Genomic DNA, 23,252 nt, shown 5'->3' on the forward strand with positions numbered 1-23,252 from the left:
CGGGGAGACGGACATGCAAGACTTCGATGCTTCGCGTTTCCCCGACGCCGGGGTGGGCCTGGAATACCATTTGCCGCCTGGCGCCGGGAGCGGCGCGGTCGGGCTCGATCCCAGCCTCGAACGGATTCAGGCTGAGGGGCTGCCGTACTTCGATTACCTGGAGTTTCAGCCCACCCACTGCATCCTGCAGCCGCGCTTGAACGAGCTGGGCGGGCAGGTGCCGGTGCTGCTGCACTCGTCGAGCCTGTCCCTGGGCAGCGTCGGCATCGAGATGGACCGGGAGTTTCTGCACATGACCCGTCGCCTGTGCCAGCGGACCGCCTCGCCGTGGCTGGCGGAGCACATTTCCTGGTCACGCTTTCAGGGCGGCGATACCCAGCATTTCATCCTGCCAAGCCTGGCCCGGGAAGTGGCCGATACGGTGGTGGCCAACGCCCTCGAACTGCAGGCCTTCACCGGCACCCCGCTGGTGCTGGAGAACGCGCCGCGGCTGTTTGCCATGGACATTGGCCAGGAGCTGTCCGAGGGCGGATTCATTTGCAGCGTGGTGGAGCGCAGCCACAGCGGTTTTCTCCTCGACCTGGACAGCGCCATCTGCACCGCCCGGGCCCTGGGCTACGACTTGCGCGAGTACCTGCGATCACTGCCGCTCAAGCGCCTGATCGAAGTGCATGTCGGCGATCCGCGCCGGGACTGGGACATCCTGCGGCAGTTGTTCGGCCACGCGCCGCTCAAGGCGGTCACCATCGAGTGGGACATTGCCGATCGCGCCGGCGATCCGGAGCTGGCGGCGCTGATTCGGGAGATCAAGGCGCTGCGGCCCGAGCCGCTGTTCTGGCAGGCCGGCGCCCTGGCCAAGCCTGCGCCACCGGCGGCCGGCCCGCTGGATGGCCAGACCCTGTTGCAATTACGCCCGGGCACCTGGCTGGGTATCGACCAGGACCGCTTTACCCTGCGGGATCGACGGCGGGCCCTGGACTTGGAGTTGGCGCTGCAGTTTCTGCCGCTGGTCCGGCATTTTCTCTGTCCGCGGACCCTGGACAGCGCGCTGCTGCTTCCCGGCGCGCTGGAAAACCCCAGCCTGGCGCTGCTCCAGGACCTGATCGCCCGGGGGCTGTTGCAGCCCGTGGACGGGCAGGGCCCTGGGCCCTCCGAGCCCGAGGCGGCCGGCGAGATCTGGAGTCACTGGCAGGTCGCGCTGGATTTCTACCTGGGGACGCGCACGCAAACCGCCACGCCCTACATCAGCGTGGCGCAGATGGAGGAGCAACTGGCCGGCAAGGCGCTGCAGCAGCGCCAGCCGTCGGCGTTCAAGGACTACTTTTCCCATCCGTTCCAGGCCCTGGACAATCCCTTGCTGGCATCGCCCTCGCTGTTTGAGCAGCCGCAACTGCTGGAGGTTCTGGCCCGTCGCCAGACCTGCCGGACCTTCGACGGGGGCCCCGTGACCGCCCAACAGCTGTCGGCGTTGCTGTATTACACCTGGGGAGCGAGTCAGGTGCGGCGTAATCCCATGGGGGATTTCTTCCTGAAGAAGACCTCGGCGTCCGGGGGCTCCCTGCATGCCATCGAGGTCTATCCGATCCTGCTCAATGTGCAGGGCCTGGAGGCCGGTCTGTATCACTACTCGGTGCGGCGGCACGGGCTTGAACTGCTGTCGCGCGAGGACCCCAGGTCCTGGATCGGTGCGGCGTGCGGCGACCAGAGCTGGATCGAACAGGCCTCGGTGCTGTTCCTGTCCACCGCGTGTCTGCAGCGCCTGGCCTGGAAGTACCCGGGCAGTCGGGCCTTGCGGGTGGCCTTGATGGACTGCGGCCATCTGAGCCAGAGCTTTGCCCTGGTCGCTACCGCCCTGGGGCTCAGGAGTTGCACCACGGCAGCCCTGCGCGACGAGACTTTCGAAACCCGCCTGGGCCTGGATTATCTGCGTGAGCCGGTGTTCTTGCTCAATGGGGCGGGGGGCTGAGGGCCGGTGACATAAAAAAACCCACCATGAGGTGGGTTTTTCCTACAGCCGGATCCTGTTTCAGAACAGGTGCAGCGCCGGGGCTTTTTCAGCCAGTGGCTGGTTCTTCGCCGTTTGCTCGCTCCAACCGCCGCCGAGGGCCTTGTACAGGTTGACTTCGCTGGTCAGCTGCGCCAGGCGATCGGTGATCAGGGCCTGCTGGGCACTGAACAGCGAGCGCTGGGCGTCGAGGAAGGTCAGGTTGCTGTCGACCCCGATGCGATAGCGGCGTTCGGCCAGACGGTAGTAGTCCTGGTTGGCGTTGACGAAATCACGCTGGGCCTGCAACTGCTGGTTGTAGGTCTGGCGCGCCGCCAGGCCATCGGAGACTTCCTGGAAGGCGGTCTGGATGGATTTTTCGTACTGGGCCACGGTGATGTCTTTCTGGATCTTCGAGTAATCCAGGCTGGCGCGCAGGCTGCCGGCGTTGAAGATCGGCAGATTGATCTGCGGCTGGAACAGCCAGGTTCCCGAGCCGCCCTTGAACAGGCCCGAAAGGTCCGGGCTCAGGGTGCCGGCGTTGGCCGTCAGGCTGATGCTCGGGAAGAAGGCCGCCCGCGCCGCGCCGATATTGGCATTCGCCGCTTTCAGCTTGTACTCGGCTTCGAGGATGTCCGGACGCCGTTGCAGCAGCTCCGACGGCAGGCCGGCCGGCAGTTCGCTCAACAGATTGGCCGACAGCGGCTGGGCCGCCGGCAGGTTGCTCGGAATCGCCGTGCCCAGCAGCAGGGTCAGGCTGTTTTCATCCTGGGCCACCTGGCGGGTGTAACGGGCCAGTTGAACCCGGGCGTTTTCCACCGAGGTCCGTGCCTGGCTCAGGTCCAGGGCCGAGGCCACGCCCACTTCGTTGCTGCGCGAGGTCAGGCGGTAGCTTTCCTCGTAGGCACCGAGGGTTTCCTGGGTCAGCTTGAGCAGCTCCTTGTCGGCCTGCCAGGTCATGTAGGCATTGGCCACGCTGGCCACCAGGCTGATCTGGGTGCTGCGCCGGGCCTCTTCGCTGGAGAAGTAGGTTTGCAGGGCTTGTTCGCTCAGGCTGCGAACCCGACCGAACAGGTCCAGCTCATAGGCGCTGATCCCCACCGTGGCGGAGTACTGGCTGCTGATGCCGGCTTCGCCGGTCTGCGACATGCGTGCCGGCGTGCGCTGGCGGCTGCCGCTGGCGTTGGCCGAAACCGCGGGGAACAGGTCGGCGCGCTGGATCTGGTACTGCGCGGCATAGGCGTCGATGTTCAGCGCCGCGACCTTGAGGTCGCGGTTGTTTTCCAGAGCGGTCTGGATCAGTTGCTGCAGCGCCGGGTCGTGGAAGAATTGCCGCCAGCCCTGTTCGGCGGCCGCCACGTTGGCGGCCTCCTTGGGCGAATAGGCGGGGCCTTGGGGGAATTGCGCCGCCACCGGCGCTTCCGGGCGCTGATAGTCTGGTATCAGCGAGCAACCACTTAGCGCGATGGCGGTGATTGCCAGGGAGAGTAGCGACTTGCTCATTGGCCAGCCTCGTTAGCAGTTGCAGTGGTTTCTGATAGATCCGCTTTCCTGCGGCCCATGGACGATACGGTGACGAAGAACAGCGGTACCCAGAAGATCGCCAGGATCGTCGCGGTGAGCATACCGCCGATCACCCCGGTGCCGATCGCATGCTGGCTGCCGGAGCCGGCGCCGGTGGAGACGGCCAGGGGCACGACCCCGAGGACGAAGGCCAGGGAGGTCATGATGATCGGCCGCAGACGCATGCGGCAGGCTTCCACCGCGGCATCCACCAGGGAGCGACCCTGCTCGTGCAGTTCCTTGGCGAACTCGACGATCAGGATGGCGTTTTTCGCCGCCAGGCCGATGGTCACCAACAGCCCCACCTGGAAGTACACGTCGTTGGACAGGCCACGCAGGCTGGTAGCCATCAGCGCACCGATGATCCCCAGCGGCACCACCAGCATGACCGCGATCGGAATCGACCAGCTTTCATACAGGGCTGCCAGACACAGGAACACCATCAGCAGGGACAAGGCGTACAGCGCAGGTGCCTGGGAGCCTGACAGACGTTCCTCGTAGGACAGGCCGGTCCAGGAGATGCCCACACCCGGCGGCAGCTTGGCGGCAATGGCTTCGACTTCGTCCATGGCCTCACCGGTACTGTAGCCAGGGGCTGGGGCACCGAGGACTTCCATGGCTTCCACGCCGTTGTAACGGGCCAGTTTCGGTGAACCGTAGATCCACTCGCCCTTGGCGAAGGAGGAGAACGGCACCATGGTCCCGGCGCTGTTGCGTACGTACCACTTCTTCAGGTCTTCGGGGCTCATGCGCGCACCGGCCTGACCCTGGATGTACACCTTCTTCACCCGACCACGGTCGATGAAGTCGTTGACGTAGCTGCTGCCCAGGGCAATCGACAAGGTGTTGTTGATGTCGGTGAGGGTCACGCCCAGGGCACTGGCGCGCTCGTCATCGATGCTCAACTGGTACTGCGGTTCATCGTTCAGGCCGTTCGGACGCACCTGGGACAGCACCTTGCTCTGGGCGGCCATGCCGAGGAACTGGTTGCGTGCCGCCATCAGTTTCTCGTGGCCGATACCGGCGCGGTCCTGGAGGAACACGTCGAAACCGGTGGCGTTACCCAACTCCAGTACCGCCGGAGGGGCGAAGGCAAACACCATCGCGTCGCGGAAGCTGAAGAAGTGCCGCTGGGCACGGGCCGCCAGGTTGAACACGCTGTTTTCCGCGGAGCGCTCGCCCCATGGCTTGAGCATGATGAAGGCCATGCCCGAGCTCTGGCCGCGACCGGCGAAGTTGAAGCCGTTCACGGTGAACACCGATGCCACGGTGTCCTTTTCCTTGTCCAGCAGGTAGGCGCGCATTTCATCGACCACCACCTGGGTCCGCTCGGCGCTGGAGCCGGCCGGGGTCTGCACCTGGGCGAACAGTACGCCCTGGTCTTCTTCCGGCAGGAACGCGGTCGGGATGCGGGTGAACAGCCAGATCATGCCCAGGACGATCAGCACATAGGCCAGCAGGTACGGAACCTTGTTGCGCAGGATGTTGCCGACGCCACGCTCGTAGCTTTTTACGCTGCGGTCGAAGGTGCGGTTGAACCAGCCGAAGAAGCCGCGCTTCTCGTGATTCTGCCCCGCGACCACAGGCTTGAGCATGGTGGCGCACAGGGCCGGGGTGAAGATCAGGGCCACCAGTACCGACAGGGCCATGGCCGACACCACGGTGATCGAGAACTGTTTGTAGATCACGCCCGTGGAGCCGCTGAAGAAGGCCATTGGCAGCAGTACCGCGGACAGCACCAGGGCGATACCCACCAGGGCTCCCTGGATCTGGCCCATGGATTTCTTCGTTGCCTCTTTGGGTGACAGGCCTTCCTCGTGCATCACCCGTTCGACGTTTTCCACCACGACGATGGCGTCGTCCACCAGCAAGCCGATGGCCAGCACCATGCCGAACATGGTCAGGGTGTTGATGCTGAAACCGGCCGCTGCGAGGATACCGAAGGTCCCCAGCAGTACCACCGGCACCGTCATGGTGGTGATCACCGTGGCGCGGAAGTTCTGCAGGAACAGGAACATCACCAGGAACACCAGGACGATCGCTTCCACCAGGGTTTCAACCACGCCCTTGATGGATTCGGTGACCACGGGCGTGGTGTCGTAGGGGAATACCACCTTCATGCCTTGCGGGAAGAAGGGTTCCAGGTCGCTGATGGTCTTGCGCAGCGCCTTGGCGGTGTCCAGGGCGTTGGCGCCGTTGGCCAGTTTCACTGCCAGACCGGAAGCCGGCTTGCCGTTGAACTGGGCGCTGACGGCGTAGTTCTCGCCGCCCAGGGCCACGTCCGCGACATCACCCAGACGCACTTGCGAGCCGTCCTTGTTGACCTTCAGCAGGATCGCCTTGAACTGCTCGGCAGTCTGCAGACGGGTCTTGCCGATGATGGTGGCGTTCAGTTGCTGGCCGGGCAGGGCGGGCAGGCCGCCGATCTGGCCGGACGACACCTGGACGTTCTGCGCGGCAACCGCGGTCTTCACGTCCACCGGGGTCAGGTTGAAGTTGTTGAGCTTGGCCGGGTCGAGCCAGATCCGCATGGCGTACTGGGCACCGAACACCTGGAAGTCACCGACGCCCGCGGTCCGCGAGATCGGGTCCTGCATGTTCGACACGATGTAGTTCGACAGGTCGTCCTTGGACATGCTGCCGTCCTCGGACACCACGCCGATCACCAGCAGGAAGTTCTTCACTGCCTTGGTCACGCGGATACCCTGTTGCTGCACTTCTTGCGGCAGCAGCGGGGTGGCCAGGTTGAGCTTGTTCTGTACCTGTACCTGCGCGGTGTCCGAGTTGGTGCCCTGCTCGAAGGTCGCGGTGATGGTCATGCTGCCGTCGGAGTTACTTTCCGAGGACACGTAACGCAGGTTGTCGATACCGTTGAGCTGCTGCTCGATCACCTGGACCACGGTGTCCTGCACGGTCTGTGCAGAGGCGCCCGGGTAGGTCACGGAGATGGCGATCGCCGGCGGGGCGATGCTCGGGTACTGGTTGATCGGCAATTTGAGGATCGATAGAGCCCCGACCAACATGATCACCAGGGCAATTACCCAGGCGAAGATCGGACGGTCGATAAAAAATTTCGACATGGTTTACTCCCCTTTGCCGCCTGCAGCTTTGTCAGTTGCCTGTGCAGGGGCCGGGTTTTTCGCGGCTACGTTGGTGGCTTCGCTGGCCTTGACCTCAATGCCCGGCTTGACGAATTGCAGGCCTTCGGTGATCAGCCGGTCGCCGGCCTTCAGGCCGTCTTCCACCAGCCACTGGCTGCCGACGGTGCGGCTGGCCTTGAGTTGGCGCAGCTCGACCTTGTTGTCCGGGCCAACCACCAGGGCGGTCGGGGTGCCTTTGAGGTCGCGGGTCACGCCTTGTTGTGGGGCCAGGATCGCCGCACTGTTGACCCCGGCTTGCAGCTGGGCGTGAACGAACATGCCTGGCAGCAGGGTGTGCTGAGGGTTGGGGAACACGGCGCGCAGGGTCACCGAGCCGGTGGTTTCGTCCACCGAGACTTCGGAGAACTCCAGTTTGCCGTCGAGCTTGTACTGGCTGCCGTCTTCCAGGGTCAGTTTGACCTTGGCGGCGTTGTCGCCGACTTTCTGCAGGCGCCCGCTTTCCAGCTCACGGCGCAGTTCCAGCAGTTCCACCGAGGACTGGGTGACGTCGACGTAGATCGGGTCCAGTTGCTGGATCACGGCCATGGCATCGGCCTGGCCATTGCTCACCAGGGCGCCTTCGGTCACCGAGGAGCGGCCGATGCGACCGGTCAGCGGTGCCAGCACCTTGGTGAACCGCAGGTTGATCTGAGCGCTTTGCAGGGCGGCTTCCGATTGCAGGCGGTTGGCCACGGCGGTGTCGTATTCCTGGCGGCTCACGGCCTGCTCGTTGACCAATTGCTTGTAGCGATCGGAAATCGACTTGGTCGATTGCAGATTGGCCTCGGCACTCTTCAGCGTTGCTTCATAGACCGATGGATCGATCTGATAAAGCTGCTGACCTTCCTTGACCTCCCCGCCTTCTTTGAACAGGCGCTTAAGAATGATCCCATTTACCTGCGGACGAACTTCGGCGATACGGAACGCAGTGGTCCGCCCCGGTAGCTCAGAGGTCAGGGTAAAGGCTTGTGGTTGCAGGGTGACGACGCCGACCTGAGGAGCTTGAGGGGCTGGTGCCGCCTCTTCCTTTTTACATCCGCTGAGCAGCGATGCCAGGGCGACGGCAGTGACCAGAGCGGTAACAGCTGGCTTGAGTTGCATGAAGATCCTCGGGTCAGGCACGCAAGATGCGCACAAGAAAAGTGGAAGGTTAAAAAGAGTTGGCTGAGTGGATTAGTAGCTTGCTAAGGAATATACTTACGTTCACGGCTGTTTGTAAATACCCTGGCGGCGTACCCATTCGGTTACACAAGCCCCTGTAGGTGTTGAATTGTAGGCTGGGCAAACGGCACCCGAGATGCCGTTTCATATTTATTCAGAAGGTCTTCACGCATCGCTGAAAGATCCTGATCGAGGTTTTACTGCCATGGTCCGTCGTACCAAAGAGGAAGCTCAAGAAACTCGCAGCCAGATACTCGAGGCCGCCGAAAAGGCCTTTTACGAGCGTGGCGTGGCGCGTACCACCCTGGCCGATATCGCGGCGCTGGCGGGGGTGACGCGGGGTGCCATTTATTGGCATTTCAGTAATAAGGCCGATCTGGTCCAGGCCATGCTCGACAGCCTGCGTGAACCTTTGGATGAGATGGCTGCCGCCAGTGAGAATGTAGATGAAATGGATCCGTTGGGCTGGATGCGCAAGTTGTTGATTCATTTGTTTCATCAAGTTGCCCTGGACCCGAAAACCCGACGCATTAATGAAATTCTGTTTCATAAGTGCGAATTCACCGATGAAATGTGCGATCTGCGGCGTCAACGTCGCACCGCCAGCCTGGAGTGCAACGTGCGCATCGAGCTGGCGCTGACCAATGCAGTGAATCGCGGGCAATTGCCCGAGAATCTTGATACGCAGCGGGCGGCTATCAGCATGCGCGCCTTCATCGATGGCATCCTTTACCAATGGCTGCTGGCCCCTGAGAGCTTCGCCCTGCACACCGAGGCAGAGCGCTGGATCGACATCGGGCTGGATATGTTGCGCTTGAGCCCGAACTTGCGTCATCAAGACAACATGCGTAATTGAATCCAGTTGTGTCAAGATTTACCGCGACGGATATCCATTCCCGCGCTCGCCATCGCGATGGGGTGCTTTTATATACGGGCTGGCCGCATCTTGATAGATAGCGAGCTACGTATTTTGTAGGGATTTTGTTGCGGGTGTGTGAATGAGTGTGAACCCTTCACCGTTCAAAGGCGCAGAGCAGCCGATCAAGGGGATTGCCCTGATCTGCCTGGCGGTTCTGCTCTTTGCCAGCCATGACACGCTGTCCAAGTACCTTTCGGCTTTTTATCCCATTGTCATGGTGGTCTGGGCCCGCTACGTGGTTCACACCCTGCTGATGCTGGTGGTGTTCGTTCCCCGCAGCGGTTTTTCCGCGGTCGTGCGTACCAAGCGTCCTGGCCTGCAACTGCTGCGGGCCCTGTGCCTGATCGGCACCAGCCTGTTGTTCACCACCGGCCTGCGTTATATCCCCCTGGCGGAAGCCACGGCGGTCAACTTCCTGGCACCCTTGCTGGTCACCGCGCTGTCGGTGCCGTTCCTGGGCGAACGGGTCAGTCGGGCGCAATGGCTGGCGGTGCTCGCCGGGTTCGTCGGGGTGCTGATCGTGGTGCGGCCCGGGGGGGCGTTGTTCACCCCGGCGATCCTGCTGCCCCTGGGGTCGGCGCTGTGTTTCGGCTTCTATCAGTTGCTGACTCGCAAGCTCAGCGGTATCGACAGCCCGACCACCAGCAACTTTCTCACCGGGATTCTCAACAGCCTGATCATGAGTGCGCTGCTGCCGTTTTTCTGGAGCACGCCGTCATTTGTCCATGGTCTGTTCATGATCGGCCTGGGCACCTGCGGCATGCTCGGCCACATGCTGCTGACCCAGGCGTTCCGCCATGCCGCACCGGCGATGCTGGCGCCGTTCAGTTACGGGCAGATTCTGTTCGCCGGTCTGTACGGCTACCTGATCTTCGGGCATACCCCGGACCGCTACGGCCTGATCGGCATCACGGTGATCTGCCTCAGTGGCCTGGCGGTGGCCTGGACGCAACGCAGGCGCTGATCCCGGTGCCTACAAAAAAGCCCCGGCTCGCGAGAGTCGGGGCTTTTGGCTTTACCGGGGCCGGCTTACAGCGTCGGGTAGTCGATGTAGCCCACCGGACCTTTGCCGTAGAAGGTTTCCGGATGCGCCTCGTTCAACGGCGCGTCGGCCTTCAAGCGCGCGGGCAGGTCCGGGTTGGCGATGAACGGCACACCGAAGGCCACGGCGTCAGCCTTGCCGGCAGCCAGCCAGGCGTTGGCGCTGTCCTTGGTGAAGCGCTCGTTGGCGATGTACGGGCCGCCGAAGGCTTCTTTCAGTTGCGGGCCCAGGCTGTCGGCGCCTTCTTTCTCGCGGGAGCAGATAAAGGCGATACCGCGCTTGCCCAGTTCGCGGGCGACGTAGGTGAAGGTTTCCGCCAGGTTGGCGTCGCCCATGTCATGGGAATCGGCGCGAGGCGCCAGGTGCACGCCCACCCGGCCGGCGCCCCAGATCTCGATGGCCGCGTCGGTGACTTCCAGCAGCAGGCGGGCACGGTTCTCCAGGGAGCCGCCGTACTGGTCGGTGCGCTGGTTGGTGCTGCTTTGCAGGAACTGATCCAGCAGGTAACCGTTGGCGCCGTGGATTTCCACGCCGTCGAAACCGGCGGCCTTGGCGTTTTCCGCGCCGACCCGGTAAGCCTCGACGATGTCGGCGATTTCAGCGGTTTCCAGGGCCCGCGGGGTCGGGTAGTCGGCCAGAGGACGCACCAGGCTGACATGGCCCTTGGGCTGGATGGCGCTCGGGGCCACCGGGGTTTCGCCGTCCAGGTAGGACGGGTGGGAAATCCGCCCCACGTGCCACAGTTGCAGGAAGATCTTGCCGCCGGCGCCATGCACCGCCTTGGTCACGTTGGCCCAGCCACGCACCTGATCGTTGGACCAGATGCCGGGGGTATCCGGGTAGCCGACGCCCATTGGGGTGACCGAGGTGGCTTCGCTGAGGATCAGGCCCGCGGAAGCCCGCTGCACGTAGTACTCGGCCATCAGCGCGTTGGGCACGCGGCCGGCGTCGGCGCGGCAGCGGGTCAGCGGCGCCATGATGATGCGGTTGGACAGTTCGAGGTCGCCGATCTTGATCGGATCAAAGAGAGTGGTCATGGAATGCAGCCTTCTATAGAGGAAAGAGACGGATCAGTGGGTTGCAGGAGCCAGTTCGGCGTTGCCGCCCTGGCGAAAGGTAATCAGCGTCACCAGCAGGGCCAGAATCGCCAGCACGGCAGCCGCCAGCGGTACGCTGGTGAGGCCGAAACCGTGGGCGATGACGCTGCCGCCGACCCAGGCGCCCAGGGCGTTGCCGATGTTGAAGGCGCCGATGTTCAGGGTCGAAACCAGGTTCGGCGCGGCCTTGCCGAAGGTCACCACATTGACCTGCAAGGCCGGCACCGCGGCGAAGGAGGCGGTGGCCCAGAGGAACAGCGTGATTTCCGTGGGAATCAACGCCACGCTGGTCCAGGTCAGCACGGTGGAGACCACCGCCATGGCGGCGAACACGCCGATCAGGGTGGCGCCCAGGCGCTTGTCCGCCAGCTTGCCGCCGATGATGTTGCCCAGGGTCAGGCCCAGACCGATCAGCAGCAGGGTCCAGGTCACGCCCCGCGGCGAGACACCGGTGACATCGCCGAGCAGGGGGGCGACATAGGTGAAGAGGGTGAACATCGACGCGGCGAACAGCGCGGTCATGCTCAGGGACAGCCAGATTCCGGCACCCTTGAGGGCGGCCAGTTCCGAACGCATGTCGAGTTTTTCCTCATCGCGCTTGGCCGGCAAAAAGCGCAGCAGACCGATCAGGGCGACCACGCCGATCACCGTCACCGCCCAGAAGGTCGAGCGCCAGCCGGCCGACTGGCCCAGAGCCGTGCCCAGCGGGACGCCAAGGACGTTGGCCAGGGTCAGGCCGGTGAACATCAGGGCCACGGCCGAGGCGCGCTTGTTGGCCGGCACCAGGCCGGCGGCCACCACTGAACCGATACCGAAGAAGGCACCGTGGCACAGCGCCGTGATCACCCGGGCGAACATCAGCACGTTGTAATCACTGGCCAGTGCGCACAGCAGGTTGCCGACAATGAAGATCCCCATCAGCGCCACCAGGGCCGCCTTGCGTGGCAAGCGGGCGGTGGCCAGGGCCATGAACGGCGCACCGATGGCCACGCCCAGGGCGTAGCCGGTGACCAGCCAGCCAGCGCCGGGAATCGACACCCCGAGGTCCGCCGCCACATCCGGCAGCAAGCCCATGATGACGAACTCGGTGGTGCCGATGGCGAAGGCGCTCAAGGCCAGGATGATGAGTGAAAGGGGCATTGTCGGGTCCTTGTCAGGTCTAGAGCTGTTGGCTCATTTGCGTGAGGAACTGCTGGATGACTTCCTCATTGCGTTTGAAAAAATGCCATTGGCCGACTTTTCGGCTACTGATCAGGCCGGCGCGCTGCAGGGTGGCGAGGTGGGCGGACACGGTCGACTGCGACAGGCCGCAGCGTTGATCGATCTGTCCGGCACAGACGCCGTGCTCATTGCTATGAGCCTGATCGGGAAATTCGACTGTCGGGTCTTTCAGCCAGTGCAGGATTTCCCTGCGAACCGGATGTGCCAGGGCTTTTATTATTTCGTCGAGGTCGAGGGACATGGCGGTGCTCGTTTTCCGTAAAACGTTGTATCGCGATGAGGCGAAATTTAAATCGTTATTTCGCGATATACCAATATGATTTTGATCTTAAATCATTACTTATCGGTATATCGGGTTATAACGATATGTTGAGCGCGGTGCTAAGCTGCGCGAATGAATTATCTCGCACATCTACACCTCGGCGGCCAGCGTCCGGGTCAATTACTGGGCAGCCTGTATGGCGATTTCGTCAAAGGCCGCCTGCAAGGGCAGTTTGCCCCCGAGGTCGAGGCGGCGATTCAGCTGCATCGGCGCATCGATACCTATACCGACAGCCACCCGCTGGTGAGTGCGGCGCTGTCGCGTTTCTCCCTGACCCGGCGGCGCTATGCCGGCATCGTCATCGACGTGTTCTTCGACCATTGCCTGGCCCGGGACTGGCAGCATTACGCCGATCAGCCCTTGCCGTCCTTCACTGCCGAGGTGTACCGGGTGCTGGCGGCCGAACCGCAGTTGCCGGCGCGCCTGGCGCAGATTGCGCCCTACATGACGGCCGATGACTGGCTCGGTTCCTACCGCGAATTCGCGGTGCTGGAGCAGGTGTTGCGCGGCATCGCCCGGCGCCTGTCACAGCCGCAGGAGCTGACGGCGGCGATGGGCGAGCTGGAGCGCTTGTATGAGCCGTTGAGCGAAGACTTTCGCGCCTTCTACCCGCAGTTGCAGGCATTCGCGGCGCAGCACGTCCATTTGCCCTGAATCAGATCCGCTCCTGTAGAGCCGGCTTGCCAGCGAAGGCGCCCTTATCAACGGCGCAGGCTTCGAGGGCTGCTTCGCCAGCAAGTGGGCTCCAGCAGGGCGGGTCAGGCGGCGACCAGTTCGCCGCTGCGGCGCGGTTCGGCCGGTTGGGGCACATCGCCGAACAGTGCCTTCTGCACCGCTTGCTGTGCCTGAAAGGCCAGTGCTGCACGTTCCTGGCCCTGACAGGCAATCGGCTTGAGCAGATGAATCTCCACCTGGCCCCGGTCGTGGGCGAACAGCCGCATCAAATGCGAGAGCAGGTCGTCGTCGCCAATGAAGGGGGCCAGGCTGTCGATCTGGCCATCGCGCAAATAACGGATCGCCACCGGTTGCAGCGACACTTCGGCGTCGATGGCACTGGCCAGCAGGCGGCCGTGGAAGGTCCGCAGGCCATGACCGTCGGTGGTGGTGCCTTCGGGGAACAACAGCAATGGATGCTGTTCCTGCAGGTGGCGGGTCATCTGCTTGCGGATCAGTTGGCTGTCGCCGGCCCCGCGGCGGATGAACAGGCTGCCGGCCTTGGCCGCCAGCCAGCCGGCCACCGGCCAGGTGCGCACTTCGGCCTTGGACAGGAAGGACAGCGGCGTGAGCATGCCCAGCAGCGGAATGTCGGTCCAGGACACATGGTTGCTGACCCAGAGCATTGGCTGCCCGGGCAACTCGCCATGTACCGAGATCTGGAAGGGCAGGGCATTGCTCAAGCGCGCCATGAAGAAGCGCGACCAGCGCTGGCGCCGGACCATGGAATTGGCCACGCCCAGGCGCTCCAGCAGACCGAAGACACTGGCCATGCTCAGCCCCAGCGCCACCACCAGCAGAACCCGGGCGATGCGCCCGTAGACCCGCAGCCGGCGCATCAGACCGCCGCCTTGAAGTGCCGGGCGTAGCGTGGGCACAACTCGTCACGCTTGAGCAGGATGAATACGTCGGCGACCTGGAAATCCTCGTCCCAGCACGGCTCGCCGCAGATTTTCGCCCCCAGGCGCATGTAGGCCTTGAGCAGCGGCGGCATCTCGGCGATCACGTTGGACGGAATGTCCAGGCTCGGCAGCGGGTTCTTCGGTTCGGCTCGCAGGTGTTCGGTGCTCAGGTAGCGTTCGCGCAGGCGCTGCATGATCGCCTGGGCCTGGATGCCACCGTCCTGCATCGGAATGCTGGCGCAGCCCATCAGGTAGCTGTAGCCGCCCTGGTTGAGGACCTCCGCCAGTTCGCCCCAGAGCACGGCGATGGTGCCGCCGTTGCGATAGGCCGGGTCGACGCAGGTGCGGCCGATTTCGAGAATCGGCCCCTTGAGCTGCATCAGGCCGTGCAGGCTGAATTCCTCTTCGCTGTAGAAGCGCCCCAGGCTGCTGGCGGCCTGGTGGTCCAGCAGGCGGGTGGTGGCCACCAGGCGACCGGTGTTCAGGTCGCGCACACCGATGTGGCTGCAGTGAATGTCGTAGTCATCCATGTCCAGACCCCATTCCGCGCCCTTGAGCTTGGCGTTGAACTCGCCGCTGAAGACGTTGAAGCGCAGGGCCTGGGCTTCCTGCAGGGCTTGGGCGCCGATCAGGCGTTCGGCCTGCAGGCGGCGTTCAATGCCGGTGTCGCTGATGCGGGCGATCTGAGTCATTGTGAATCTCCGTGCGGGCCACTGACCCGCCTTGGGTTGCAGCCGATCGACTTTGTTGTGCAAAGTCAGGCTATGTAGCCCCGGTGTCATCGCCATGAAGCTTTGGTGATGCTTATATGACAGCCCCTGAGGACCTTCGAATGCCCTGGCAAGCCCTGCTCGAGAGCCGTGAACGACTGCCCGCCAACCCTGATCTGGCCGAGGGTTACGGGGCTTTGCTGGCCCATCTGGGCGCGGTCACGCCGTTTGAACTGGCGGTGCGCGGCGGGCGTCTGATGAGCGCCCCCGGGCTGGCGTTCCTGGTGGGTTACCAGGCGGCCTTGCGCATGTTGTGGCCCAGCGCGCCGCTCAGCCTGGGGGCGTTGTGCGCGACCGAACGTCACAGCCTGCGCCCGGCGGACATGCAGACCCGGCTGGAGGATTTGCGTCTAAACGGACGCAAGGATTTCGTCACCGCCGGCGATGCCGCCGACTGGCTGCTGGTGGCGGCCCGCAGCGAGGCCCCCGGGCAACCGGCGGCGTTGCGCCTGACCGTGGTCTATGCCGGGGAGCCGGGGGTCCAGGTCCAGACCCTGCCCGCCATCGGCCTGATGCCGGAGATCGGTCATGGCTGCCTGCTGCTGGACAACGCCGCTTGCGAACTGCTCGCCGGCGACGGCTGGGACGCCTATGTCAAACCCTTCCGCACCCTGGAAGACATCTACGTGCTGAGTGCCATGAGCGCCTGGCTGTATGGGGTGGGGCAGGACAGCGGCTGGCCGCAGCCTTTGCAATTGCAACTGCTGGCACTGCTGGCGGGGTGTGCCGAAGCCAGTCGGCAAAACCCGTCCTTGAGCAGCGGGCACGTTCTGTTGGGCGGCTTGTTCACCCAGTTCGAGGCCCTGAAGCCCGGGATCGATGCGGCCTTCGCCCAGGGCACCGAGCCTTGGCGCAACCAGTGGTCCCGGGATCGGGGCCTGTTGGATCTGGCTGCCGGAGCCCGGGGCCAGCGCCTGGCCAAGGCCCTGGCGGCGTTTTAATCCCGGCCGAACGAGGCCCAATCTCACGCGGGATCGGCTTGCCGGTGAGCGGGGCCGAGCGTCGTGTACAAGGCCTGATCACGCCTTGGCTGACAGGCAAGCCCGGCGCTGCAGTAAAACGGTCATCTGTCCTGTTTAGGCTCGGCCACTGACGTCGTTCGAGTGTCCTTCATGCGCAAAGCTCCGACCCTGCTGGCACTCCTGCTCCTGTTCGGCTTGCCGGCCTGGGCCGAGGAGTGGCCGGGGGAGCAATGGCGCCGGGCCCCGGATGTCGCCGGTCCGGCGCTCCAGGCGCTTGAGGACTACGCCTTCGTGCCCAGGGACGAGAAGTCCCGGCAAGGCATTCGCACCGACGCGTTGCTGGTGATCCGCGATGGCCAGGTGCTTTACGAGCGCTATGCCGGCGCCACCGGAGCGCAGACTCCCCATCTCATCTGGTCTGCCAGCAAGAGTCTGCTGGCGGTGGTGTTGGGCGTTGCCTTCGCTGAAGGCCGCTTCCAGCTGCAGGACCCTGCCGCACAGTATTACTCGGCGCTGCAGCGGCATCCGAGCATCACCCTGGCCGACTTGCTGCACTGGGCTTCGGGCCTGGACTGGCAGGAAGACTACGAATACGCACCGCTCAACTCCTCGGTGGTGGCCATGCTCTACACCCGGGGCCATCGGGACATGGCCGCATTCGCCGCGCAGCAGGCAGCGGCCGCGCCGGCGGGGCAGGTGTTTCGCTACTCCAGTGGCGACAGCAACCTGCTGGCGGCCAGTCTGCGGGGGATGGTGGGGCCCGAGCGGTACGCGGACTATCCCTGGCACGCGCTGTTCGACCCCCTGGGAATCACCCAGGCCGTGTGGGAACGCGACGCGGCCGGCACCTTCGTTGCTTCGTCCTACCTGTACCTGACGGCTCGGGATCTGGCGCGCATCGGCCTGTTGATGCAGCGCGATGGCCGCTGGCGCGACCGGCAATTGCTGCCCAAGGCCTGGGTCGATTTCTGTCGCACGCCCTTTGCCGGCTACCGCGCCAACCAGGACGTGGCCGTGGCGGGCGGGCACTGGTGGCTCAACCGCGCGGTGGACGGTGCGCCCCGGCCCTGGCCGGATGCGCCGGCGGACACTTATGCGGCGCTGGGACATTGGGGCCAGGCGCTGTACATCCTGCCCGCCGAGCGCCTGGTGATCGTGCGCTATGGCGACGATCGCGATGGCAGCTATCGGCACAACGAGCTGCTCAAGCGGGTCCTGGCGGCCTTTCCCGAGCCGAGTCCGCCATGAGGCGCCGGACCTGGGTGCGGCGTCATCCGCTGCTCGGCCTGTTGCTGCTGGCGCTGCTCCTGCTGCTGGGCTGGGGCTGGCAGCAGCGGGTGGCGTTGCAGGCCTTTCCCGACATCCTCGGGGCCTACACCGCCAAGGAGTACTGCTCCTGCCGTTACGTCATGCAACAACCCGGCGAAGACTGCCGCGCCTACGTGCGCCAGTACCTGCCCATCAGCGGTTTCAACGATGAGCCCCAGGCCCGGCGAGTCACCGCCAGCGCCCTGGGACGGACCCACGGCGCCTCCTGGCTGGGCCCCCGCGAAGGCTGCCGCCTCGATCCCTGATCCTCGATCAAGCCGCGCCGCAGATGATGTGTTCCATGCAGTGGAACCACATTTGATTGTCCTGTGCTGCGCCGCGCGGTTATCTGACGCAGCGCTTCGAGCAGGTCCGGCCCCTCGTGCAGCGCTCCGACAACAAGAACGGGAAGCCACCCGGCCCAGAGGAGATACGCCATGACCCGACATCAGCACATCCTTGCCTGGCTCAACGACATCGACGGCGACCTGCGGGCCATCCGGCAGGACATTCATGCCCACCCGGAACTGGGGTTCGAGGAACAGCGCACCTCGGCGCTGGTGGCGCGTTGCCTGGATGAGTGGGGCTACCAGGTGCATGCCGGGGTCGGCCGAACCGGGGTCGTGGGGGTTCTGCGCAACGGTACGGGCAGCCGCACCCTGGGGCTGCGGGCGGACATGGACGCCTTGCCGATCATCGAGAACACCGGGGTGCCCTACAGCAGTCGCCATGGCGGTTGCATGCACGCCTGCGGGCATGACGGCCACACCACCATCCTGCTGGGGGCGGCGCGCTACCTGGCCGCGACCCGCCGGTTCGACGGCACCCTGAACCTGATCTTCCAGCCCGCCGAAGAGGGCCAGGGCGGCGCCGAGGCCATGCTCGCCGATGGCCTGCTGGAGCGTTTCCCCTGCGACGCGCTGTTTGGCCTGCACAACATGCCGGGTCTGCCGGCCGGGCACCTGGGCTTTCGCGAAGGACCGATGATGGCCTCCCAGGATCTGCTCGAGGTGATAGTCGAAGGCGTCGGCGGCCATGGCTCCATGCCGCACCTGGCGGTGGACCCGCTGGTGGCGGCGGCGAGCATCGTCATGGCCTTGCAGACGGTGGTGGCGCGCAATATCGACACCCAGGAAGCCGCGGTGGTGACCGTCGGTGCCCTGCAGGCCGGCGAGGCGGCCAACGTGATTCCCCAGCAGGCGCTGTTGCGCCTGAGCCTGCGGGCCCTCAACGCACCGGTGCGCGAGCAGATGCTGGAGCGGGTCAAGGCGATCATCCGCACCCAGGCCGAAAGCTTCGGCTGCCGCGCCAGCATCGAACATCGCCCGGCCTATCCGGTGCTGGTCAACAGCCCGGAAGAAACCGAGTTCGCCCGGCGGGTCGGGGTCGAGCTGGTGGGGGCCGATGCGGTCAACGGCAACACCCCCAAGCTGATGGGCAGCGAGGACTTCGGCTGGATGCTGCAACGCTGCCCCGGCAGCTACCTGTTCATCGGCAACGGGGTGGCGCAGCCGATGGTGCATAACCCGGGTTACGACTTCAACGACGACATCCTGCTCACCGGCGCGGCCTATTGGGCTGCCCTGGCGGAAAGCTGGCTCAAGCCCTCCTGAGCCTTGCCGCTCCTGTGTTTCCGAGCACCCCGGGCGTTACAGGCGCCCGGCACTTTTCCGAGCCCGGCCCAGGGCTCAAAAGTATCCAAGGAACGTCCCATGAGCACTTCGAGCACCGCTGCTTCCAAGACCCGGCAGGTGGTAGCTGCCGTCGTCGGCAACGCCCTGGAATGGTACGACTTCATCGTCTATGGCTTTCTCGCCAGCTTCATCGCCCGCCAGTTCTTTCCGGCGGAGGATGAGTACACCTCGCTGCTGATGGCCCTGGCCACCTTCGGCGTGGGATTTTTCATGCGCCCGGTGGGCGGTGTGCTGCTGGGGATCTATTCCGATCGCAAGGGCCGCAAGGCCGCCATGATGGTGATCATCCAACTGATGACCCTGGCCATCGCGATGATCGTGTTTGCTCCCCACTACGCCGCCATCGGGCTGGGGGCACCCTTGCTGATCGTGGTGGCGCGCATGCTCCAGGGCTTCGCCACCGGTGGCGAGTACGCCAGCGCCACGGCCTATCTGGTGGAGAGCGCGCCGGTCCACAAGAAGGGCCTGTACGGTTCCTGGCAACTGGTCGGCCAGTGTCTGGCGGTGTTCAGCGGGGCGGCGATGGTGGCGGCGGTGACCCATTTCTTTTCGCCCCAGACCCTGGATCTCTGGGGCTGGCGCCTGCCGTTCGTGATCGGCCTGCTGATCGGTCCGGTGGGGCTGTGGATCCGCAAGTACATGGAGGAGCCGCAAGCCTTCGTCGAGGCGCGCAAGCAGGTGCGGGGCGATGGACCGGGGCTGTGGCAGGTGGTGTCGAGCCAGCGCCGGGCAATTCTGGTGTCCATGGGCCTGTGCAGCGGCAGCACCGTGTCCTTCTACGTGGTGCTGGTGAACATGCCGACCTTTGCCCACACCAACCTCGGCCTGCCCCTGGATCAGGTGCTGCTGGTGCAGATGTTCGCCGTGGCCCTGATGACCCTGGTGATCCCCTTTGCCGGGGCGCTGTCGGACCGGGTCGGCCGGCGCCCGGTGCTGATGGCGTTCACCCTGGCGTTTTTCGTCATGGTCTATCCCTTGTATGTGTGGGTCGCCGCCGCGCCGTCCATCGAGCGCCTGCTGGTGATGCAGATACTGCTGTGTGGCGCCATTGGCGGCTTCTTCGGTCCTGGCCCCACCGCCCTGGCCGAGCAGTTCCCCATCGAGGTGCGTTCCACCGGCGTCTCCGTGGCGTATAACGTGGCGGTGATGCTGTTCGGCGGTTTTGCTCCGTTGATCGTGACCTGGCTGAGCCGGGTCATGGCCACGCCGGTGGCGCCGTCCTTCTATGTCCTGGCAACTTCGATCCTCAGTCTGCTGGGCATCTATTGCATGTACGACGCGGTCCGGGACAGCAAGCCCGATGCCCTGACCCTGGGAGGCGAGTCTTGATTCAGCACAAAGAAGCGGTGGCCTGCGAGCCCATCGTCGAACTGGATGCCCTGGCGCTGTCCCGGGCGATCCACGCCCGTCAGGTGTCCTGCCGCGAGGTGATGCAGGCCTACCTGCAACAGATCGAGCGCTACAACCCGCAATTCAATGCCCTGGTGTCCCTGGGCGATCCGGGCGAGTTGCTGGCCCAGGCCGATGAGCGCGACCGGCAACTGGACCGGGGGCAGTCCATGGGCTGGATGCATGGCATGCCCCAGGCGATCAAGGACCTGGCATCCACCGCGGGGCTGACCACCAGCCTGGGTTCGCCGCTGTTCGCCGAACAGGTGCCCCAGGTGGACGCCATCGGCGTGGCCCGGGTGCGGGCCAGTGGCGCGATCATCGTCGGCAAGAGCAACGTGCCGGAGTTCGGCCTGGGCTCCCACACCTACAACCAGCTGTTCGGCACCACCGGCAATGCCTACGACAGCCGCCTGAGCGCCGGCGGCAGCAGCGGCGGGGCGGCAGTGGCCCTGGCCCTGCGCATGCTGCCGGTGGCCGATGGCAGCGACATGATGGGGTCGTTGCGCAATCCGGCGGCCTTCAACAACCTGTTCGGCATGCGTCCTTCCCAGGGGCGGGTGCCCTTCGGCCCGACCCCGGAACTGTTCGTGCAGCAACTGGCCACCGAAGGGCCGATGGGGCGCACGGTGGCCGATGTGGCGCGGCTGTTGAGCACCCAGGCCGGTTACGATCCGCGGGTGCCCTTGTCCCTCAAGGAGGATCCGGCGCTGTTGCAGGCGCCTCTGCAACGGGACGTGCGGGGCCTGCGCCTGGGCTGGTTGGGGGACTACAACGGCTACCTGGCCATGGAGCAGGGAGTGCTGAGCCTGTGCGAAAAGGCGTTGGCCGACTTCACCCATCTGGGCTGCGAAGTGGAAAGCTGCCAGCCGGATTTTTCCATGGCGCAGTTGTGGGACTGCTGGCTGGTGCACCGGCACTGGCTGGTCCAGGGGTCTTTGGGGATGTTGCACGGCGACCCGGACAAACGCCGCTGGCTCAAGCCCGAGGCCCGCTGGGAAGTGGAGGGAGCGGCCAACCTGAGTGCTGCGGATGTGTACCGCGCGTCCCAGAGTCGCAGCGATTGGTACCGCGCCTTGCAGCGATTGTTCGAGCGTTACGATTTCCTGCTGTTGCCCACGGCCCAGGTGTTCCCTTTCGATGCACGGCAGGCCTGGCCAAGGCAGATCGATGGGCAGGAAATGGACACCTATCATCGCTGGATGGAAGTGGTGATCGGTCCGACCCTGGCCGGCCTGCCCAGCATCAGCATTCCGGTGGGATTCAACCTGGCGGGCCTGCCCATGGGCATGCAGATCGTCGGGCCGGCCCAGGCCGATCACGCCGTGCTGCAGTTGGCTTACGCCCACGAACAACTGACGCAATGGGTGCGCCTGCGCCCCCCCGGGTAACCTGCTGTAACCAGGCAAGCGTCGCTGATAGGCTCCTGAGGCCCGCATCTTGCTGGGTAACGGCTTTACCCATTCTCAAGTCAGGGAGTTCGGACCATGGCCAGCAAGGTCGAAAGCGGCAGTGTGCGTTCCGTGGAACGGGCCCTGGGGATTGTCGAGTTACTCGGTCAGCACCAGGCCCTGGGGCTGGAGGAGTTGCACTACCTGACCGGGCTGCCCAAGGCGACGGTGTCGCGTATGTTGCTGACCTTGCAGGAGCAGGGCTGGATCTACCGGGGCTTGAGTGACCGGCGCTATCGCTTGAGCGCGCGCAGTCTGTTCGGCGACAGCCGACAACGGTTCAAGCGCCGCCTGGTGGAGCAGGCGGTGCCCTGGCTGCTGGAATTGAGTGCACGCACCGGGCTGGTCAGCGACTTGTCGGGTTTCGACGGCGAGCACCTTGAAGTCCTGGAAAGCGCAGTGCCCCCGGTGTTGCGCAAGCGTTACCCGATCAACAGCCGGATTGTCGGCCAGCATGCCAGCCTGTTTCATTCGGCCATGGGCAAGGCTTGCCTGGGGGCCCTGGCTAGCGCTGAAGTCCAGCGGTTGGCCGAGCGCGAGCGAGTACCGGTCGAAGATCAGCAACAGGCTTGCGCCCAGTCCCAGCACCTGGGGTTTGGCCAGCGCACTGAAGGCCACTGGGAGTATCCGGTGCGCCTGCCTTTTCTGATCCGCGCCGTGGCCTTGCCGTTGCAGGCCGAAGGCCGGGTGATCGGCAGCATCGCCCTGCATTGGCCGATGGATTTGGCCTGTGTCGAGCAGGTGCGCAGTCGTCATTTGCGATTGCTGGCCGAAACCGTCGAACAGCTGCAGAAAACCCTCGTCTGAGCCACTACCGGGCGGCGCAGGCGCGCAATGCGTGATCCATGCTTGGCGTGACTGGCAGCGGGGCGCCGAGCAAGGCCCGGATCCGTCCGGCGCGAGCGCCGCAGGTTTGTTCCTGAACTAAAGCCGCGGCTTGCCACTCTATCGCAGGGCGCCGCCCGAGCACGGCGTTTGCCAGCCTTACGGCAGCCGGTTAAGGTGGCGCCTTCTGTTCAAGGGAGCTTGCATGCGTACGCCGATCCGCCTAATTCTCAGCCTGCTCGGGGTACTGGCGCTGCCGGTCCAGGCCAACTGGTACCTGGACAACGAGTCATCCCGCGTGTCCTTCATCACCACCAAGAACGCCAATATTTCCGAAGTGCAGCGCTTCCTGGTGCTGCACGGCAAGGTCGATGGCAAGGGCCAGGCGCTGGTGCAGATCGAGATGGACTCGGTCAGCAGCGGCATTCCTCTGCGCGATGAACGCATGCGCCAGGAACTGTTCCAGGTGCAGCAGTTTCCCGAGGCGCAGATCACCGCACACATCAACCTGCGCCCGATCAACGACCTGGCTCCCGGTGCACAGATCGAGCTGTTGCTGCCGGTCACCGTGACCCTGCACGGCCAGGAACACACTTACAACGCCGAACTGCTGGCCACCCGCCTGGATGACCGGCGCTTTCAGGTGGTGACCCTGGAACCCCTGGTGCTCAACGCCGAAGACTTCAACCTGGCCCCGGGGCTGGACAGCCTGCGCAAGCTCGCGGGGCTTTCGGCCATCAGTTTCTCGGTGCCGGTGGGTGCGGTGCTGATCTTCACGGCGCGCTGAA

The 23,252-nt window shown here is 64.6% G+C and carries 20 protein-coding genes; 12 read left to right on the forward strand and 8 right to left on the reverse strand.

Translation table 11 applies throughout. The annotated features are described in order from the left end of the window. The first annotated feature begins 13 nt into the window (after positions 1-13). Complete coding sequence (locus tag PST29_RS06885; protein ID WP_060842669.1) at positions 14-1,966, forward strand: multinuclear nonheme iron-dependent oxidase; 1,953 nt, start codon at positions 14-16, stop codon at positions 1,964-1,966. Positions 1,967-2,026: 60 nt separating this feature from the next. On the opposite strand, the gene adeC is transcribed toward PST29_RS06885, so the two are convergent. The 3 genes from adeC to emhA are packed head-to-tail and all read right to left on the reverse strand — an operon-like array spanning position 2,027 to position 7,788. After that, the gene (adeC, locus tag PST29_RS06890) at positions 2,027-3,487 is read right to left on the reverse strand and encodes an AdeC/AdeK/OprM family multidrug efflux complex outer membrane factor (RefSeq protein ID WP_060842670.1); all 1,461 of its coding nucleotides are present in this window, start codon (positions 3,485-3,487) and stop codon (positions 2,027-2,029) included. Next, a complete protein-coding gene (locus PST29_RS06895; protein ID WP_060837888.1) occupies positions 3,484-6,627 on the reverse strand; it encodes an efflux RND transporter permease subunit in 3,144 nt (1,047 codons plus the stop codon). The genes adeC and PST29_RS06895 overlap by 4 nt, the downstream gene beginning before the upstream one ends. Before the next feature lie 3 nt (positions 6,628-6,630). Beyond that, positions 6,631-7,788, reverse strand: a complete 1,158-nt coding sequence (gene emhA / locus PST29_RS06900) for an efflux RND transporter periplasmic adaptor subunit EmhA (protein ID WP_060837889.1) — start codon at positions 7,786-7,788, stop codon at positions 6,631-6,633. A 265-nt stretch (positions 7,789-8,053) separates the two neighbouring features. On the opposite strand from emhA, the gene emhR reads away from it, so the two are divergent. Both emhR and PST29_RS06910 read left to right on the forward strand, forming a co-directional pair. Then, a complete protein-coding gene (gene emhR / locus PST29_RS06905) occupies positions 8,054-8,704 on the forward strand; it encodes an efflux system transcriptional repressor EmhR (protein ID WP_060837890.1) in 651 nt (216 codons plus the stop codon). A 142-nt stretch (positions 8,705-8,846) separates the two neighbouring features. Continuing rightward, positions 8,847-9,731 (forward strand): DMT family transporter, encoded by an 885-nt coding sequence (locus PST29_RS06910; protein WP_060842671.1) that lies wholly within the window; start codon positions 8,847-8,849, stop codon positions 9,729-9,731. 65 nt (positions 9,732-9,796) lie between these two features. Here PST29_RS06910 and PST29_RS06915 read toward each other — a convergent pair whose 3' ends face one another. From PST29_RS06915 to PST29_RS06925, 3 genes are read right to left on the reverse strand one after another with little or no spacing between them, the layout of a single operon-like run. Beyond that, a complete protein-coding gene (locus PST29_RS06915) occupies positions 9,797-10,846 on the reverse strand; it encodes an alkene reductase (RefSeq protein ID WP_060837892.1) in 1,050 nt (349 codons plus the stop codon). Between the two features lie 33 nt (positions 10,847-10,879). Further along, entirely contained in the window at positions 10,880-12,046 is a 1,167-nt protein-coding gene (locus PST29_RS06920; protein WP_060837893.1) for an MFS transporter, read from the reverse strand. Between the two features lie 19 nt (positions 12,047-12,065). Further along, entirely contained in the window at positions 12,066-12,368 is a 303-nt protein-coding gene (locus PST29_RS06925) for an ArsR/SmtB family transcription factor (protein ID WP_016965050.1), read from the reverse strand. A 153-nt stretch (positions 12,369-12,521) separates the two neighbouring features. On the opposite strand from PST29_RS06925, the gene PST29_RS06930 reads away from it, so the two are divergent. Beyond that, positions 12,522-13,103 (forward strand): acyl carrier protein phosphodiesterase, encoded by a 582-nt coding sequence (locus tag PST29_RS06930; protein WP_060837894.1) that lies wholly within the window; start codon positions 12,522-12,524, stop codon positions 13,101-13,103. Between the two features lie 104 nt (positions 13,104-13,207). On the opposite strand, the gene PST29_RS06935 is transcribed toward PST29_RS06930, so the two are convergent. Both PST29_RS06935 and olsB read right to left on the reverse strand, forming a co-directional pair. After that, positions 13,208-14,002 carry a lysophospholipid acyltransferase family protein gene (locus tag PST29_RS06935; protein WP_060837895.1) on the reverse strand — a complete coding sequence of 265 codons (795 nt, stop codon included), beginning with the start codon at positions 14,000-14,002 and terminating at the stop codon, positions 13,208-13,210. Beyond that, complete coding sequence (gene olsB, locus PST29_RS06940; protein WP_060837896.1) at positions 14,002-14,757, reverse strand: L-ornithine N(alpha)-acyltransferase; 756 nt, start codon at positions 14,755-14,757, stop codon at positions 14,002-14,004. Before olsB ends, PST29_RS06935 begins: the two co-directional genes overlap by 1 nt. 140 nt (positions 14,758-14,897) lie before the next feature. Between olsB and PST29_RS06945 the strand changes: the two genes are divergently transcribed. The 8 genes from PST29_RS06945 to PST29_RS06980 all read left to right on the forward strand — a co-directional run bounded on the left by PST29_RS06945 (position 14,898) and on the right by PST29_RS06980 (position 23,251). Next, a complete protein-coding gene (locus PST29_RS06945; protein ID WP_060842672.1) occupies positions 14,898-15,776 on the forward strand; it encodes an acyl-CoA dehydrogenase in 879 nt (292 codons plus the stop codon). Positions 15,777-15,947: 171 nt separating this feature from the next. Then, positions 15,948-17,045 (forward strand): serine hydrolase domain-containing protein, encoded by a 1,098-nt coding sequence (locus tag PST29_RS06950; RefSeq protein WP_060842673.1) that lies wholly within the window; start codon positions 15,948-15,950, stop codon positions 17,043-17,045. After that, positions 17,042-17,371 (forward strand): hypothetical protein, encoded by a 330-nt coding sequence (locus PST29_RS06955; RefSeq protein ID WP_060842674.1) that lies wholly within the window; start codon positions 17,042-17,044, stop codon positions 17,369-17,371. Before PST29_RS06950 ends, PST29_RS06955 begins: the two co-directional genes overlap by 4 nt. 171 nt (positions 17,372-17,542) lie before the next feature. Then, positions 17,543-18,718: a M20 aminoacylase family protein gene (locus tag PST29_RS06960; RefSeq protein ID WP_060842675.1), complete on the forward strand. Its 1,176-nt coding sequence runs from the start codon at positions 17,543-17,545 to the stop codon at positions 18,716-18,718. A 99-nt stretch (positions 18,719-18,817) separates the two neighbouring features. Next, positions 18,818-20,128: an MFS transporter gene (locus PST29_RS06965; RefSeq protein WP_060842676.1), complete on the forward strand. Its 1,311-nt coding sequence runs from the start codon at positions 18,818-18,820 to the stop codon at positions 20,126-20,128. Further along, a complete protein-coding gene (locus PST29_RS06970) occupies positions 20,125-21,579 on the forward strand; it encodes an amidase (RefSeq protein WP_232513208.1) in 1,455 nt (484 codons plus the stop codon). Before PST29_RS06965 ends, PST29_RS06970 begins: the two co-directional genes overlap by 4 nt. Before the next feature lie 96 nt (positions 21,580-21,675). Next, a complete protein-coding gene (locus PST29_RS06975; protein ID WP_060842677.1) occupies positions 21,676-22,446 on the forward strand; it encodes an IclR family transcriptional regulator in 771 nt (256 codons plus the stop codon). A 223-nt stretch (positions 22,447-22,669) separates the two neighbouring features. Further along, complete coding sequence (locus PST29_RS06980; protein WP_060842678.1) at positions 22,670-23,251, forward strand: YceI family protein; 582 nt, start codon at positions 22,670-22,672, stop codon at positions 23,249-23,251. Position 23,252: the final 1 nt, after the last annotated feature.

The organism is Pseudomonas sp. St29 (assembly GCF_001547915.1).
Taxonomy (GTDB): domain Bacteria; phylum Pseudomonadota; class Gammaproteobacteria; order Pseudomonadales; family Pseudomonadaceae; genus Aquipseudomonas.